Annotated in this window: 15 protein-coding genes; 7 read left to right on the forward strand and 8 right to left on the reverse strand. The window is 44.6% G+C overall.

The genetic code is table 11. From position 1 onward, the window contains the following. Window positions 1-265 precede the first annotated feature (265 nt). A complete protein-coding gene (locus BGK61_RS07615) occupies window positions 266-1,480 on the forward strand; it encodes an endonuclease/exonuclease/phosphatase family protein (RefSeq protein ID WP_076011534.1) in 1,215 nt (404 codons plus the stop codon). Between the two features lie 160 nt (window positions 1,481-1,640). After that, window positions 1,641-4,442: a ligand-binding sensor domain-containing diguanylate cyclase gene (locus BGK61_RS07620; protein WP_076011538.1), complete on the forward strand. Its 2,802-nt coding sequence runs from the start codon at window positions 1,641-1,643 to the stop codon at window positions 4,440-4,442. A 92-nt stretch (window positions 4,443-4,534) separates the two neighbouring features. Here BGK61_RS07620 and BGK61_RS07625 read toward each other — a convergent pair whose 3' ends face one another. Continuing rightward, window positions 4,535-5,383, reverse strand: coding sequence for a DUF417 family protein (locus BGK61_RS07625; RefSeq protein ID WP_076011535.1), 849 nt, complete (start codon window positions 5,381-5,383; stop codon window positions 4,535-4,537). 228 nt (window positions 5,384-5,611) lie between these two features. Between BGK61_RS07625 and BGK61_RS07630 the strand changes: the two genes are divergently transcribed. After that, the gene (locus BGK61_RS07630; RefSeq protein ID WP_076011536.1) at window positions 5,612-6,070 is read left to right on the forward strand and encodes a hypothetical protein; all 459 of its coding nucleotides are present in this window, start codon (window positions 5,612-5,614) and stop codon (window positions 6,068-6,070) included. A gap of 68 nt (window positions 6,071-6,138) precedes the next feature. Here the strand turns inward: BGK61_RS07630 and BGK61_RS07635 are convergent, their stop codons facing one another. Continuing rightward, window positions 6,139-6,585: a hypothetical protein gene (locus BGK61_RS07635; RefSeq protein WP_234349462.1), complete on the reverse strand. Its 447-nt coding sequence runs from the start codon at window positions 6,583-6,585 to the stop codon at window positions 6,139-6,141. A gap of 202 nt (window positions 6,586-6,787) precedes the next feature. On the opposite strand from BGK61_RS07635, the gene BGK61_RS07640 reads away from it, so the two are divergent. Further along, window positions 6,788-7,225 carry a DUF2177 family protein gene (locus BGK61_RS07640; RefSeq protein ID WP_014997729.1) on the forward strand — a complete coding sequence of 146 codons (438 nt, stop codon included), beginning with the start codon at window positions 6,788-6,790 and terminating at the stop codon, window positions 7,223-7,225. Here the strand turns inward: BGK61_RS07640 and BGK61_RS07645 are convergent. Next, window positions 7,203-8,291, reverse strand: coding sequence for a fatty acid desaturase family protein (locus tag BGK61_RS07645; RefSeq protein WP_044556940.1), 1,089 nt, complete (start codon window positions 8,289-8,291; stop codon window positions 7,203-7,205). The two genes, BGK61_RS07640 and BGK61_RS07645, sit on opposite strands and share 23 nt — an antisense overlap. A 62-nt stretch (window positions 8,292-8,353) precedes the next feature. After that, complete coding sequence (locus BGK61_RS07650; RefSeq protein ID WP_234349463.1) at window positions 8,354-9,412, reverse strand: flavin reductase family protein; 1,059 nt, start codon at window positions 9,410-9,412, stop codon at window positions 8,354-8,356. A gap of 379 nt (window positions 9,413-9,791) precedes the next feature. Between BGK61_RS07650 and BGK61_RS07655 the strand changes: the two genes are divergently transcribed. Next, window positions 9,792-10,769 carry a transposase gene (locus BGK61_RS07655; RefSeq protein WP_014997732.1) on the forward strand — a complete coding sequence of 326 codons (978 nt, stop codon included), beginning with the start codon at window positions 9,792-9,794 and terminating at the stop codon, window positions 10,767-10,769. A gap of 248 nt (window positions 10,770-11,017) precedes the next feature. Here the strand turns inward: BGK61_RS07655 and BGK61_RS07660 are convergent, their stop codons facing one another. Then, complete coding sequence (locus BGK61_RS07660; protein ID WP_014997733.1) at window positions 11,018-11,236, reverse strand: hypothetical protein; 219 nt, start codon at window positions 11,234-11,236, stop codon at window positions 11,018-11,020. A gap of 311 nt (window positions 11,237-11,547) precedes the next feature. Between BGK61_RS07660 and prfB the strand changes: the two genes are divergently transcribed. Together prfB and lysS are read left to right on the forward strand one after the other, a co-directional pair. Then, window positions 11,548-12,646, forward strand: a protein-coding gene (gene prfB, locus BGK61_RS07665; protein WP_108721591.1) for a peptide chain release factor 2 whose coding sequence is annotated in 2 segments (ribosomal slippage) — window positions 11,548-11,622 and window positions 11,624-12,646 — 1,098 coding nt in all. Because the reading frame shifts where the segments join, the coding sequence is not laid out codon by codon here. 23 nt (window positions 12,647-12,669) lie between these two features. After that, a complete protein-coding gene (gene lysS / locus BGK61_RS07670; protein WP_076012584.1) occupies window positions 12,670-14,238 on the forward strand; it encodes a lysine--tRNA ligase in 1,569 nt (522 codons plus the stop codon). A 61-nt stretch (window positions 14,239-14,299) separates the two neighbouring features. Here the strand turns inward: lysS and BGK61_RS07675 are convergent, their stop codons facing one another. Genes BGK61_RS07675 through BGK61_RS07685 form a run of 3 tightly spaced genes read right to left on the reverse strand, consistent with a single transcriptional unit; the run spans window position 14,300 to window position 16,637 of the window. Continuing rightward, a complete protein-coding gene (locus tag BGK61_RS07675; RefSeq protein WP_076012585.1) occupies window positions 14,300-15,241 on the reverse strand; it encodes a ketopantoate reductase family protein in 942 nt (313 codons plus the stop codon). A gap of 56 nt (window positions 15,242-15,297) precedes the next feature. Next, complete coding sequence (locus tag BGK61_RS07680) at window positions 15,298-16,071, reverse strand: pseudouridine synthase (RefSeq protein WP_014997736.1); 774 nt, start codon at window positions 16,069-16,071, stop codon at window positions 15,298-15,300. After that, the gene (locus tag BGK61_RS07685) at window positions 16,071-16,637 is read right to left on the reverse strand and encodes an Hpt domain-containing protein (protein WP_076012586.1); all 567 of its coding nucleotides are present in this window, start codon (window positions 16,635-16,637) and stop codon (window positions 16,071-16,073) included. Before BGK61_RS07685 ends, BGK61_RS07680 begins: the two co-directional genes overlap by 1 nt. Between the last annotated feature and the right edge of the window lie 130 nt (window positions 16,638-16,767).

Here is a 16,767-nt window from a genome sequence, read left to right on the forward strand (position 1 = left end):
CGTATTCAGCAGAAATAGAATATCAGCGAAGCGCGAGAATTTAATTCTATAATTTTAATGATTGTGTTGTTTTGTGGTTATAAATTTCTTTTTGTTGTTACTTAGTAAAATTTTTTTGCGTAGCTTTGTGGCTTCGTAACTTCGTAGCTTCGTAACTGTGTGAGCACTAGTGCCTTGTTGTAACAACATCTCGATTAAACAAAAAGTTCAGATATATCGTTAATGTTGCTATCTTTGCATATCGCTTTTACTCACAGGTAACAATATGAAAAATAGAGCGCTTTTCCTTGCAATGGTTCTTTTCCCCGCATTGCTTGTATCTACACTGGCTAGTGCGCAAGAAGAACACATACTTAAAGTTGCTACGTTCAATGTAAGTATGGAAGCCACTAACTATAAAGCGTTGGGCATGGAGCCCAGTGATAAAGTCCTTCAGCACGTTCTTTCTACGGGAGAGCACAGCCAGGTTAAAAATATTGCCGAAATCATTCAACGCGTTAACCCCGATATCTTAATGTTGAACGAATTTGACTACATTGCAGATAAGCGTCAGGGAGTAGACGCATTTGTTAAAAATTACCTGAACGTATCTCAGCGAGGCCTTGAGCCTGTGGATTACCCATATACGTATGTGGCCACAGTCAACACAGGGGAGCCCACGACATTCGACTTAGATAACAATGGCAAAACAGAAGGTTTTGGTGGCGATGCATATGGTTTTGGGCTTTATCCCGGGCAATATGGCATGGCGCTGTTGTCAAAATTCCCTATTGATGTTGATGGTATTCGTACCTTTCAGAAATTTAAGTGGCATCACATGCCACACGCACAGGTTCCTATCATTCCAGATGAAAGCGGAAGTAGCGACCAAGGAAAACCTTGGTACGATGTAGATGAGTGGGCCGCACTTAGGTTGAGTTCAAAGTCTCACTGGGATGTTCCCGTAAAAGTGCGGGATAAAACCGTACACATACTTGCTATGCACCCAACTCCGCCTAACTTCGATGGGAGTGAGGACCGCAATGGCAAGCGCAACTTTGACGAAATTAGGCTTATGGCTGATTACCTTTCTCCGGATAAAGGTGCATACATTTACGCTGATAATGGTGAGAAAGTCAGCTTATCCGAGAACTCACGATTCGTACTTGTTGGCGATTTTAATGCTGCAGATATAGGTGAAAAATATCGCGAAGGTGTAATTGAACAGCTAACCGAACATCCATTGGTCAACAACGACATTATTCCGATAAGTGCAGGTGGGGCGAGCGCGTCAGGTGTAGAGTTTAGCGACCGCTTTACCGCCTATTGGGGGGCTAGAGCTGATTATGTTTTGCCATCTCGATATGGCTTTGAAGTGCGCGATGCTGGGGTATTCTGGCCTGCGAAAACAAGTGAGCTCTATAGATTGGTTAAAGACCGTGAAGCCAGCTCTGATCACAGATTGGTGTGGGTTAGCTTGTCGATATCGACAGACAATTAAAAACCACAATTTTTGTGTTAGTTAAAAGATAGAGGTAATATCGCTAACGTCTATCCAATAATATACAGAGAAGCCATTGAAGTTTGTGTCTCTCATTTTTGCCCTTTGTTTGCTGTGGGCGATTCCCATAGATGGCTTCTCGGCAGAGTCTTCTCAGCTCATGCCGCTCAACCGGTATTTCCCTCAGTCGTGGGGAACAAAAGACGGGCTCCCTCACAATAGTATTCACGCATTAGCACAAACGTCCAATGGGTATCTATGGGCAGGTACATGGGAAGGTGTTGCTCGGTTTAATGGTCATCAGTTCACCGTTTTTACCCGCGGCGAGCAAACAGGGCTACCAGACTCCGGCATACGAAGCTTGTACTATAATAAGCCTCGCGATGAGCTGCTTGTGGCTGGAAACCGAGGGGGCGTAGCGTCGCTTATCGAAGAGCAATGGCATGCTCAATCGCCGCTTTCTTCAATGGTTAATCATGCGTATAGAGACAGCCATGATGTGTTGTGGTTTGCGCTAGAAGACACGGGTGTTGCAATGAGAATGCCTGACGGCACTCAAAAAGAGTACATTGTTACTTCAAGCGCCTATCGCATAATCGAAGACGGGAATGGGGTAATTTGGATTGCAACAAATCAAGGTTTATTCAAATACATAAACGACAAATTTCAACCAGCTGTTCCAAACCATAAGGTACTCTCTGGGCCGTCGTTTACTCTGGCGCTAGATAGCGAACAGCGTGTCTTAGTTGGCACAGAGCACGGTGTTTGGCAGCAAAGAAACGGCACTTTTGTTCTACTTCACACCTCACTTGCCGATAAATCTATTAGCAGCATTTTACTTGATCATCAAAATAGCATTTGGGTAGGAACTATAAACCACGGCCTTTACCGGCTAAGTAATTTAGGCCTAGAAAAGCTGGATGCGACAGCAGGCCTTCCCAACAATCGCGTTTTTTCACTGCTTGAAGATTTGGAGAAAAATATCTGGATTGGCACTAATGGTGGCTTGTTTAGATTACGTCGTGCGCTGTTTACGACATTTTCGCAAAATCAGGGAATGAGCGGGGATTTTTTGCGAACCGTTTTGCAAACCTCTGACGGCAAACTTCTATCGGGTGGAAGTGCTGGATTAGATATTTTTTTCAATGATGCATTTTCCGCTGCATCACTTAACACGGGTGAAGCGTTTTCTGTACTCAGCTTGGCAGAGGTCGATGAAGATGTAACGTTAGTTGGCACCTACACAAAAGGTGTGCTGCGATATGAAAATGATCAACTTATTCCTTACCTAAATAGACATCTTGGACTGCCAAGTAATGAAGTCAGAGCCATTCTTTTAGCTAGCGACAACAGTATTTGGTATGCCACGGCGCAAGGGGTAGTGAAACAAACGCCGGATGGAATGCTAATCCATTTTAATGAAAAAAATGGGCTGCCAGCCCACTTTTCCATGGGATTGGCAGAAGACCGTGAAGGACGAATTTGGATTGCTACTGGAATTGGGCTCGCCTATATCCAACAGGATGTTGTGCACACTGTTTCATTTCCTGAATATTCAGATGCGCAGCACGCGTTCAGCTTCAGCGTGGTGGAATATGGTACGTGGATTACTACCGACCGAGGCCTTGCATATTTTGATAACGCTACTCAGTCACTTAGTGTAGTAGAGAAATCGCATGGGCTTCCCGTAGACAAGCTTTTTTCAATCGGTATAGATCATAATCGCGGAGTATGGCTAAGTTCAAACCAAGGGGTAATCCTGACTTCGCTAGAAAGTCTAGAGAAGTGTTTGACGCTTCCAGGTACGTTACTGGAATACGAACACTTCAAGGAAGAAAATGGCCTAGCCAGTATTCAGATAAATGGTGGGTCCCAACCATCTCAGTTTGTAGATAAAGACGGTAACGTTTGGCTTCCCACTGCAAAGGGGCTGGCTACAGTAACGCCTGCAAACCTTGCCATGTTGAGTGAATTTCCTATTCCGGTAAACATAGAATCCGTATTGCTGGACGGCCATGTACAGCAATTAGACAAGGGTAAAAAGGAGCTAGAAGTCTCGCCGTTAACAACGCGAGTTGCGTTTCAATACGCAGGGTTGGGTTTCGCCATGCCTTCGCGTATAGAGTATCAGGCTATGTTAGTAGGATATGATCAAGATTGGGTTAATCGTCATCAATTTAGAATGACTGAATACACTAATTTAGCGCCTGGCCGTTATCAGTTCAAAGTTCGAGCCCGATACGCCGGAGGACATTGGCAAGAGATAACGTCGCCATTTCCCATTCGTGTTCTGCCCAGTGTTTATCAGACATTTGGTTTCAAGCTCTTTATATTTCTTTTCTTTTGTTCAGTTATCTATGTGCTTTATAAAGTGCGCTTTCATCATTTGAAAAAATCAGAAATGATTCTAAAGCAGAGGGTGGATGAGCAAACCAAGTCATTAGAAATACAAACTAAGCGGTTCGAGTTTCAAGCAACTCATGATGATCTAACCGGCATTGCGAACCGGCGAGCATTCGACCGCTGGCTTTTACAGTATTTCGACGATGCCAAAATGAGACAGGCACCTTTATGCCTAGCCGTTATCGATATCGACCATTTCAAGCAAGTGAATGACCAGTACTCTCATCTAGTAGGAGATAAAGTCATTACCGAAGTGGCCCGAATATTAAAACGTGAAGTCCCTCATTACGCTAAATGTGCGCGCTGGGGCGGCGAAGAGTTTACTGTTTTACTCCCCGATTATGACTTGGCAAATGCGAAGACAGTCATGGAAAATGTTCGAAAAATCGTGGCAGCGCATGATTTCAGTTTAATAGCGTCAACGCTAAAGGTCACAATCAGTATTGGCCTTGCGAGCGTGGATGGTGCTAAAGATCATGACAGAATGTTAACCCATGCAGACCAAGCACTTTATACTGCAAAAGAAAATGGCCGCAACCAAGTGACCATTTTCGAGTGACCGATAAGCTAGATCGTTGATACTTAGTAAGACCTCTTTGAACCGACTTTTATCGTGTAGTGTTGGCGTAACGAGTTGCTCAGCCGGTCTTCTCAGCCTTCTAGTGAAGCTTCTTCAAACAACGTAAAGTAAGCCACCACAGCAAGATTAGCAACAAACCAAAGGTCTTTGATAACGAACTGACCTAGGCGGTTGACGATAGTCGTGCTATTAAAGGTATCCGGCACAGTGAACAAAAACGTTTGTGTCATCAGAAAAACGGATAAACACGCCATTCCGCTCGTAATAATCAATGGCTTGTTCTTAGAATAGATACCCGCACCCAGTAGCAGTGCAAAGAGGACATCAAACCCACCAATTACATTCGATGCCCCTTGAACGCTAAACACAGCGTATAGCCACGACATAAATGGAGATGTTTCAACTAGCCCGACAATCGCGTGGGCTTCAAACTCGAAAAACTTCATACCTCCTATCCATAGTAAGACCATGGCTACAGGCGCAAAGTTGAGGTATGTCAGTTGCTTGTGCGAAAATTTTTCGCGATAAAACAAGAATAGAAAAAGCGGTAAAACCGCGAAGTATTTTATAATGCCTTGACCGCTGCTAATAATCGGAAAGCCTCCTAAATCCGCCATCCATCTCGTTGGTGACAACAATGTCAGCAACGGAATGGCAGTAACGAAAATAGCATATAGCGTTATTGCTTTTGCTGAAACAAGGTTAAAGCGTGCTGCAATGGTCATTAACGCTAACAACATCAATGCAGTACCAGACAATGCACCAAGCATGCTCTCACTTGCTATAGAGCCCATTGAGTAGAAATTAAATGTAGCGACGAGCGCATTAGGGTTAGCACCCAGTAAAAATGTTAAGCCAAGAACGGCAAAGCTAAAAGTGAGCAATGCGGTTACCACGTTTTTGGTTTGAGTTAGTGTCATAAAGCGTCCGTAGATACTGCAAGTTGTGAGAAGTGTAGGTAGAGACCCGCTATGGCATGGTTAAAATTTCAAAGATATTAAAAACTTTAGGTATCGGGCAGAGCATGCATAACAATTTATCGACAGAATAAGAACTTATCTAATAATAGTGGTCTTAAGTAGCGAGGGTCTTAAATACCATGGCCTTTGAGTCGTAGCGGCCAAAAAGTAAAATAAGCAGAGAGAAAAATGAAACAAACAAGCAGTAGAGTACATAAGCGTTTTGGAATCTGGTTAGTAGCAGGCGTGTGTGCAGCCTTGTCTGCTTGTGGCTCTCAGCCCCCAGAACCTATTAATGAGCCAATCGCGAGTGTTGAAGACGTTGAAAAATTAGAGCAAGTTGTTGATACCTCTTTGCCTTTGGTACAGCAGGCCTATTCCATTGAGTCTGAAAAAGTGTGCGACAAACACGGTGGTAACTGGAAGAAAGTAGGCCGGCAGCAGGCGCATGCTTGTGTTCTACCAGCAAGCGATGCTGGTAACGCGTGTAATGACAGCAGCGAGTGCGAAGTGGCTTGTGTTACGGCGAACAATAATATGGAAGCGGGAGAAAAGGCGCGCGGCGTGTGTTTAGAAAGTACGGACTTATTCGGCTGCAGAGCCTATGTGTCTAACGGCGTTGTGGAGCATACCTTGTGTGTTGACTAAGAGGTTGTTTAGCAAACGAATGTTGAATGAAGCGCACGCCATCGGCAATGTGCTTCAAAACAACGCGGTTAATTAACGTTAGGGAATTCGATTCTGTCCAGTTCGCTCGCCGTTTCATTGCACTCGCCTAATAGGTGAAGCCTATCTTCGGTTTGGTGTGTATCTATTTCTAGAAAGCCCGTTTGGCAGTAACCGGTCTCATCCAGTTTTTCATCAAGAGATGTGTAGAGTTGCTCAGTCATTCTATCGCTGCTATGTGACGAGCCTTCCCGACTTTCCTGTCCTTGGCGACCGCCACGACCACTTCGTTCGACTCCCTGACCACGGCCGCCTTTACCGCCACCTTTGGCACCGTCACGATGCTGCATTAAAGGAATGCTAAAGGCGAAGAGCTTGGTACCGTCTTGCTTGATCTTCGTTTCAAACAATATTTCGTCCATGTCTAAAGGTGGTGGCCTATGAGCGCACGCACTGACAATTAAAGAGGCCGTTATTACTAATAGTGTTTTATTCATTTTAATTAACGCTTATTTGAACCACGTCACTTTGAGATTCAAACGCCTCTTTAGTTGCAGAATCCAGTGTAAGTTTTAAGTAAAGTGTGGATTTGTTTTTTAAGGTTTAGCATTCTCGCGGTGCGCTTATTGTGCAACACTTGCGTATTCATATTTTAAATCACTTGCATCCGCAATTTGCTTATTTACAGGGATAGGTTCCATGCTTTCCAACATCATTCGCTTCGCGAGAAACATCGTCGTGTCGTTAATTGCAATCTTTGTGTGTTTTGGTGTGCTCGACTTCTTGTGGCTTGGCGTTATTGCGGATGGCTGGTATCAAAGTGAAATGGCTCCTCTGCTTAGAAGTCAATTTATCACGTGGCCTTGGGTGGTTTTTTACCTTATGTATGGATGTGTGGTGTTTGTACTTACTGTGGTGGCGAACAGAGATAAGTCGTTACTTTATGCTGGGATCGATGGCGCGCTTCTAGGGTTGGCCAGTTATGGCGCATATAATTTAACCGCGTACAGCATTATTGAAGGTTTTACTTTGTTTATTATGTTGATTGACTGGGCGTGGGGCACGTGCCTAACCAGCGCAAGCGCCATGGCCGGCTGGTTAGGGTTTCAACTGGTTAAGGGAAAGAGTAGCGAATAATGCGTTTTAAAACGCTGGCGTATTGTTTTAAAAAGCTGCCAGTGTTGTAGTGCATGCCGTGTTCTTCGAATACGGCTTTTACCTTGGGGGCCATCTCTCGGTAGCGTCTGGCTGGGATATCTGGAAACAGGTGGTGCTCAATTTGAAAGCTTAAATGCCCAGTAAGCACGTGAAACAGGTTTCCGCCTTTTATGTTCGACGAGCCCAGCGCTTGTCGGTAGTACCATTGCCCTCGGGTTTCATTAATACAATCTTCTTGTTTAAACGTTTCCACGTCGCCAGTGAAATGGCCGCAAAAGATAATGGTAGATGTCCATAAATTGCGTAGCAAATTGGCGATAAGGTTGCCGGTAAATACCCATAAAAATAACGGCCCAGCTAACAAAGGAAATAGTACATAATCTTTTACTAACTGACGTGCGCCTTTACTAAAAAAGCGTTTCTTAAGTTCATTATGGGTAACTTGGTTCTTACGGTTGTCCTTCTTTTTTCCAAAAAAGACCCGCTCAGCGGCCATTTCGTGATACGACACACCCCACTGAAATAAAACACTAAGTACGATGTAAGTCGCAAACTGCCATAGGTTTTTTATACGCCATCTAAAATCGTTAGATAGGCGAAGCAAGCCGTAGCCAAAATCTCTGTCTTTCCCAATAATATTGGTATACGTGTGATGCTCATAATTGTGAACGCGATTCCAGCTCGAACCATCGCAGGCGATATCCCACTCATAGCCTTTCGAATTAATGTGTTTGTCGTTCATCCAATCGTACTGGCCGTGCATCACGTTGTGGCCTATTTCCATATTATCGAGAATTTTTGCTGTAGCTAAACTCAATACACCGGCAACCCAGAGCAGTGGTTGAATGAACCCCAACATTAAAAGTATCCGTCCGCTCCACTCGCAAATTCGCTGAATAAAAATAATACGTCGGATATAGGCCGCATCTTCAGCACCCACTTTCTGTTTAATATCGGCTTTAATTTCATCAAGCTGAGTAGCAAGTAACTCGTAGTTCGGTTTCTTTTTGGTGCTCGTTGATCGAGTTGATTTAGTTTCACTCATCGGCAATTGCGCTTGCTCGATGGCTTCTTTAGGCAGTTGTTTGTTTGCTGCAATGCTGGTGTTCATAGTTGGATCTCCAAATCAGTAACGGCTTGTGATACACACAGCTGAATAAGTTGCTCTGCGCTATCTGAAAGCTCACCCGTGCGGGTATCTCTCACTACGCCCCGTTTCTTAACACATTGGCATTGATGACAAATTCCCATGCCACAGCCATAAGTCACAGGTTGTTCTGCTTGCTGAAGTTGTATAAGTAGGGTTTGCTGATTGTCGATAGCCAAAGATTGGCCATTGTGAACCAAAGAAAAGGTTTCGTTTTCGGTAAGGCTGGTGTTGCTCACCACAGGAAGCGCAGCGAAGTGCTCGCTCGAAACAGGCACGTTGATTGTTTTTGCATAACTTTCAACCTGCTCGAGCATGGCATGTGGACCACACACTAACCACTGTGCATTGGCAAAGTTACACAAATGAGCTTCTACGTCTCCATCTTTTTGTTTGCTCAAAATATCATAGGTGAAGTGCTCACAGCGCTGACTTAACGCTGATATTTCATTGAGTAATACATGCTCGCCTGGCTTAGCAAAATAAAGTAAGTGCACCGGTGTATGGTTTAGCTGCGCGTTGTTGACGGCATCGTCAAGCATGGCAATGAAAGGAGTTATACCCGAGCCGCCCGCTATCATAAGTAGGGGCTTTTCAACCTTCGGCCAGATAAATTCCCCCATAGGGGCTGAGATATTTACCCATTGATTAGGCCCACAAGAGTGAAGGTAAGGTGTTAGCGCACCCTGAGCTTTAACTTTTGTCACCAGACGGATGTGCTTTGTTCGTTGGTGGGTGTTGGAGCCACTAGCTATTGTAAATATGCGGGTAGTGAGTCTTCCATTAACCTCTATAGTCAAAGCAACATGTTGCCCGGCGATATGCGTAGGCCAAGATTTCTCTGGTCTAAGTAGCACCTCTAGCATATCCGTGTTTAAGCTTTTTAATGTCACAACTTTGGCTCTGAAATAACCATCACGCCACGCGGGTTTAATTTGCTGCATCAGCACTTCCCAGTAGCCCCGCCAAGAACCATGATGGAGTAAGCGATCAGCTAATTTATCGAGTAATTGTTTCAATGTAGAAATCACACCTTTATTTCGTCGGAATACTTTCAATACAAATAGGATGAACACATTTAAGCGTACATGTGTACGCTAGTTCAGCGCACAAGTGTAAGCTTAATTTTTTCAACGTCAAGCAAACTAACCGAGACAGGCATAAAAAAGCTAAACGAGACAGGCACCAAAAATGCTGTAATAGAGCGAAAACCCAGGGGTAATTAATGAGACAGGCATCACAAAAGCTACAAAAGAGAGGGGAAGGAATAATGTAAGGAATAACGTGACAGGCAATGATCTGCTGCTCTGAAACTCTCAAATCTGTACCTCTGTACACTTTTTTTCCAATGAATAGCGATTCACTATCTTGAAGAGTCAATCAAGTTAGAAAAACGCTATGCCTAAAGCCAGAAAGTCGCAGATTAGTTTAAATGATACGCCTTATTATCACTGTGTTTCACGCTGTGTTCGCCGTGCTTATTTATGTGGTGAAGAAAATGGCAAAAGCTTTGAACATCGACGTAAGTGGGTAGAAGACAGAATTCACTTTCTGAGTACCGTATTCACTATTGATGTTTGTGCTTACGCAGTAATGAGCAATCACACTCACTTAGTGCTGCATGTATCTAAAAATCAAGCAGAATCACTCAGTACGGAAGACATCATCCAGCGCTGGCACTGCCTATTCAAGGGAACCTTACTTACACGGCTATATTTGTCCCCTATGTCGAGGAAAGATTTAAGCGAAATGCAAATCGAATCTGTACGATTGACTGCAGAAGTGTGGCGCAAACGACTATTTGATATCAGTTGGTTTATGCGCGCACTGAATGAGTATATCGCTCGAGCTGCTAATAAAGAGGACGACTGTACAGGCCATTTCTGGGAGGGCCGATTTAAATCACAAGCGTTATTAGATGAATCTGCTCTTGCTGCATGCATGGCATATGTCGATTTAAATCCAGTGAGAGCAAAATTGGCAAAAACTCCTGAAGAATCTGGCTACACTAGTATTAAATATAGAGTTCAGGCGGCTAAAGCGGGGAAAAAACCAAAAAGACTGATGCCTTTCATGGCGAAGCCTAACCAAGAGATAACGAGTAGTTTACCTTTTACCTTTGTAGATTATCTTCAGCTTATAGATGCATCAAGTCGAACTCTTCAGCCAAATAAACGGGGTAGTGTTGAGCAGGACTTGCCTCCAATTCTTACACGCTTAAATATCGAATTAGAGCAATGGTTAAATTTAACCACTCAGTTTGAAAGACGCTTTAAGCACGCTGCTGGAAGGCTTATAAACCTCGAGCGATATGCTCTTAATCAAAACTTAAAAAGGGTTCATGGTCGCCAAAACGCTTTAAGATTGTTAGGCTGAACTCGTTACAAACCACTCATAGCCAATTTTCATGTACCTAAAACTGTCCAACAGTTTATCTAGTTTGCTGTTTACTGATATATCGTAAGCTTACAATTTGCTCGGACAGGCATCAGCTATCATCAACTGTAATTTCATGGACATTAAGAGTCCAACATCTTTTCATCTTCTAGTTGCACACTAAAGAATTGTTTATGCCTGTCACCTTAGTGAAGTGTCTGTCACTTTAGTGGAGTGTCTGTCTCATTTTACTGATCGCGATTTCGATACAGCCAAGTTAAAATTCCGCTGCCCGCTATCAACATTGAGCTGGCAAGCCATAATTTAGAAATGGGCGTGCCGTTGGGGCATTGCAAGGCCATCGTTGCCCCTGCTAAATTCTGACAGTCTATGAGTTGGCCTATAGCCAAAACAAAAAGCCCGAGAAGTACGCCGGTAACGGCATAAGACAAATTATTGAACGACATACTTTTCCTAAAAGATTTTCCAAAAAATTCGCACAATAAACGCACGCGATAATAAGCAATAATGCTCCAAATTAGTGCAACTGAAGGCTGCCTTTTCAAACATTTACTCTATTCGTATGGGCTAAGACAGCGTACCCAATAGCATGTGCGTGCCGTTGAACGGCGAAAATGCTCGTTTCAACGAAGTGACCTAAAATCCGTACCAAAACCCACACGAATTCAGTGTCGCAATATTTGCGCCAACCCCTATCAAAATTCCTTCAAATTCGGTACTATCCGCGGTCTTAAATTTTTAACGAAATAAGCGGACTATGTTTGAAATAAACCCCGTTATGAATGCGATAAAAGATATCCGCGAGCGCACTGAAGCGCTTAGGGGGTATCTTTGACTTTGATGCAAAGTCAGAGCGTTTAGAAGAAGTTAGCCGAGAGTTAGAAAGTCCTGACGTTTGGAATGAGCCAGACAGAGCACAGGCACTTGGCAAAGAAAAAGTGGCCCTGGAGCAAATCGTAGAGACGATCCACAAGCTCGATCAGGGAACTGAAGACGTTGAAGGTCTCGTTGAATTGGCCGTTGAAGCCGAAGATGAAGATACCTTCGTTGAGGCCCAAAGTGAACTTAAAGGCTTAATTGAGCAGCTAGAAGTGCTTGAGTTCCGCCGCATGTTTTCTGGCCCTAACGATGAAAACGACTGCTATATTGATATTCAGTCGGGCTCTGGTGGTACAGAAGCACAAGATTGGGCCAATATGCTACTGCGCATGTATTTGCGTTGGGGCGAAGCGCACGGTTTCAAAACGGAACTTATTGAAGTGTCGGAAGGCGAAGTCGCGGGCATTAAAAGTGCTACGTTGCGCGTTCAGGGCGAATATGCGTTTGGCTGGCTACGCACAGAAACAGGGGTGCACCGCTTGGTACGTAAATCGCCGTTTGACTCGGGTAATCGCCGTCATACGTCGTTTTCATCTGCGTTCGTATATCCTGAAATTGATGACGACATCGATATTGAAATCAACCCGTCTGATTTACGTATAGACACCTATCGCGCATCGGGCGCGGGTGGCCAGCACGTAAACAGAACAGATTCAGCGGTACGTATTACCCATGAACCTACGGGCATTGTGGTGCAGTGTCAGAACGACCGCTCGCAGCACAAAAACAAAGATCAGGCGATGAAGCAGTTAAAAGCCAAACTTTATGAGTTTGAACTGCAAAAACAAAACGCCGAAAAACAAGCGATGGAAGACAGCAAGTCTGATATCGGCTGGGGAAGCCAAATACGCTCTTACGTTTTGGACGACTCTCGCATTAAAGATTTGCGCACTGGCGTGGAAACACGCAACACTCAAGCCGTGCTGGATGGCGACTTGGACAAATTTATTGAAGCCAGCCTGAAATCTGGGCTGTAAACCGAACAACGAAGTGAAAGGTTATGACTGACCAACAAACAGACGATAACAAATTGATTGCAGAGCGCCGTGCAAAGCTAAGCGCTATTCGCGAGCAGTGCCGTGCAAACGGTTTCCCAAACAGCTTCCGTCGCGAAAACTATGCGGATGAGCTTCAAGCTAAGTTCGGTGAATTCGACAAAGAAACGCTACAAGAGCAGGGTAACAAAGTAAGCATCGCTGGCCGTATCATGGCAAAGCGTGGCCCTTTCATGCTGCTCCAAGATATGACTGGCCGTATCCAGGCATACGCAGATAAAGACACGCAAAAAGCCCTTAAAGCAAAATATGGTGCACTAGATATTGGTGACATTATTGGCGTGGCGGGTGACCTGCATAAGTCAGGTAAAGGCGACCTTTACGTGAACATGGAGCAATACGAATTGCTAACCAAAGCACTTCGTCCATTGCCAGAAAAATTCCACGGCTTGAGCGACCAAGAAACGAAATATCGCCAGCGCTACGTAGATTTGATCACAAGTGAACAAACGCGCAAAACGTTCATGATCCGTAGCAAGATCGTAAACGGAATTCGTAACTATCTGACTAAGCGTGACTATTTAGAAGTAGAAACGCCAATGCTACAGGTTATTCCTGGTGGCGCGACGGCGAAGCCGTTTGTAACTCACCACAATGCGCTAGATATCGATATGTACTTACGTATTGCGCCAGAGCTTTACCTTAAGCGCCTAGTGGTTGGTGGTTTTGAGCGTGTGTTCGAAATTAACCGTAACTTCCGTAACGAAGGCTTATCAACCCGTCACAATCCAGAGTTTACTATGCTTGAATTCTACCAAGCGTATGCAGACTACAATGACCTGATGAACCTTACTGAAGATATGCTGCGCACGCTGGCAGAAGATATTCTTGGTACAAGCATCATTAAAAACACAACTAAAGACGCTGAAGGTAACGTAACGTCTGAAGTTGAATACGATTTTGGTAAGCCGTTTGACCGCTTAAGCATGGGCGAAGCTATTCTTAAATATTGGCCAGAAGCTAACGAGGAAGCTATCCGCGACCCAGAGGCGAACCTTGACGCGCTTAAAGCAATGGCAAAACAGCTTCACATCAAAGAGCCTGAAGTTGACGGCATTTGGGGCGCTGGTAAGTACCTTTGCGAAATCTTCGAAGCAACAGCGGAAGAGAAACTTATCCAACCTACGTTTATTACAGAATATCCGTGGGAAGTATCGCCGCTTGCGCGCCGTAACGACAACAACCCATTCATTACCGACCGTTTCGAGTTCTTCGTAGGTGGACGTGAATTAGCGAATGGCTTTAGCGAGCTTAACGACCCAGAAGATCAGGCGGAACGTTTTGCGAAGCAGGTTGAAGAGAAAGACGCTGGCGACGATGAAGCCATGCACTTTGACGATGATTACATTCGCGCTCTTGAATATGGTTTGCCACCAACAGCGGGTGAAGGTATCGGGATTGACCGCCTAGCTATGCTATTTACTGATAGCTCAACGATTAAAGACGTTATCTTGTTCCCACACATGAAGCCTCAAGCGCCAAAAGACGCACAAGAAGCGGGCGAACAAGAGTAAAAAGTAAGAGTAATAAAAAAGAGCGTCGACCTGCTTATGTATAAGTAAGTCTGCGCTTTGCTTAATGGCTGAGCGCCTTAACACGCTCTACTAAAAGGGTATTCTCGGGAACGGGAATACCCTTTTTCTTTGCCATATCTACAATATAACCATTGATGGCGTCTATTTCTGTTTGCCTACCGTGGGCCACATCCTGATGCATGCTTGAATAGTTTTCTCCGGTCGCTTTGGCTACAGACAACACGTTTTCATGAACTGATTTTGCATCAAAATCTAGCCCGTAAGCATCCGCAACCTGGGTGAATTCATTGCAAATTGCGATACGGCTTTGTTCAAATTCAGGATTGGCAATGTGCTTATTTTGAATATTGTGAAGCGCCGTCAATGGGTTAATCACGGCATTAACGGAAAGCTTTGCCCACAATGCTTTTAAAATATTACTTTGGTATTGCACGGGAGGAAGTGCGTTATCTAGCGTCGTAATTGCGCTAGCTAGCTGTGGCGCTATTTGTGAAAGGGCGTCTAATGTTTGAGGTGATGGCTTATCTACATCAGGCGCGCCAATTTGCGTTGCGCCAACGCCAGTATACTTCACATGAAAATCGCCGCTCGACGTACTCACTTTAAACGCGCCGTGACTCGTTGTGGCAAGAAGCAGCGGATAATCGCCGCCTAGTAGGTCTCTTGCGACCTCAAGCCCGCCCATACCGTTGTGAAGTAGCACAACGGTAGGTTGTTGTGTAAGGTAGGGAAGCCATTGCAATAGGGCGGCTTTAAGTTGATATACTTTAAGGGGGAATATCAGCACATCACTTTTAGGTAACACGACAGGTGAAGGTTTGGCAGGTTTTAGCGCAGTGGTTTGGCCGTTTTGCCTATGTGCGCAAGACGGCATGGTTTTCATGTCTCTGGGGTAGCAGTCATACGGCACGCCGTTTTTCTGGGCGCTCGCAGCAATTAGGCTTCCTATGGCACCGCCGCCAACTATATGTAGTTTACCCATTAGCACCTATTAAACACTCAAAGTAGCTTCTATTTTATTATGACTATTAGCACCTATTAGGCCGTTCGCGTTTTCCCCTGGCACGCCGGAAAAAAGCGTGCGGGCAGGGAAGGCCATGGATAGGTTTCTGGTGCATTAAGCCCGTTGTACCAAGTCTGCACATCGGCTTCTTTAATTACTTCACCTGTATCAAAATGTGCAGTTACTGCTAATTCACCAGAAGATAAAGGAAGGTGCAAATGCCATGCATGAAGATACAGCCTGTCTGATGCCTCACCGCCATAAAGTGTATCACCTAGAATAGGTGCGCCGATGCTTTTAAGCGCAACACGAATTTGATGGGTTTTCCCCGAGTGAGGCTTTACGACAAAGCCCCGCGTACCGGGCTTGGCGGCGTTACTGAAAAACTGAGTAATAGCTGGATTTTCTGAGGTTTTTAGCAAAATCCGCTGGCCGCCTCGACGATTTTTCATATCGCCCATTATCATGCCTTGTTTCTTTTTAGGCTTGTGATCGCTTAGCGCCAAGTAGTATTTGCTCACACGTCGTGATGAAAAAAGCTCGCCAATTTCACTGGCCACTGCTGCATTTTTAGCAAGACACAAACAGCCTGATGTGCCTGTATCTAAGCGATGGCAAAGATGCAATTCTGTAACGGCTAACTGCTTCTTTAATCGTGTGACAATACCATCTATTTTTTCAGATTTGCCGCTTATTTCAGTATTAACGTTGGCGCCGATCTCATCGACAGCGTCGTGCATAGCAATGCCAACAGGCTTGTTTACAACAATGAGATCAGCATTTTCAAAAAGAATAGGGATTGGCTGCACTAGCTATTTTCTAACTCAGAGATGGCTTCTTCATAATCAAGTTCGTCAACTGCATCAATAATGGCTGCCCGTTTGTCTTGAGGCAAGCCTAAGGCATCTAGCCATTCATCCAGTTTGTCCTGAGCGATAAATTCGCTGGCTTTCAGTGCTGCCATTAATTGCTTGCGGGCTTGCCCTGCCGCTGCACCATTTGCAGGTGTCGAGGCAGAAGGAGCGACTTCAGGCTCTTTAATTAATGTGTCTACAGCAGCAATAGTTTCGTCTAATACAGCGATAAAAGCCGGGTATTCTTCCGCTACTCGCTTGTCGTTCCTAAAGCCACTTTCTATAGGCTTGCTCGCGTTGTGTAAGGCGAATAAACCTAAATTTCCTGTTACCCCTTTGAGAGTGTGAACAAGAGAGTAGGCTTCATTAAAGTCACCCTTAGCAACATGCGCTTGTAAGTCAGCGTCAAGAGAACGGTATTCGTCCGTAAACTTACCTAGTAGGGTGAACAACAGTTTTTTATTACCACTTAACTGTGACATTCCGAAATCAATATCGAGCACTGTTGTTGACTGATCCATGCAACTATCCTTTTAACCGCTTTTTTATTCCAAATGGAAACCATTTGTCAGCTCATTCGTACTACTTACCGAATTAAACTGGCTAAAACCTTTTTTACAAAAGACTATGAAGTGTAAGTGTATTTCAGAA

Source organism: Alteromonas abrolhosensis, from assembly GCF_001953635.1.
Taxonomy (GTDB): Bacteria; Pseudomonadota; Gammaproteobacteria; order Enterobacterales; family Alteromonadaceae; genus Alteromonas; species Alteromonas abrolhosensis.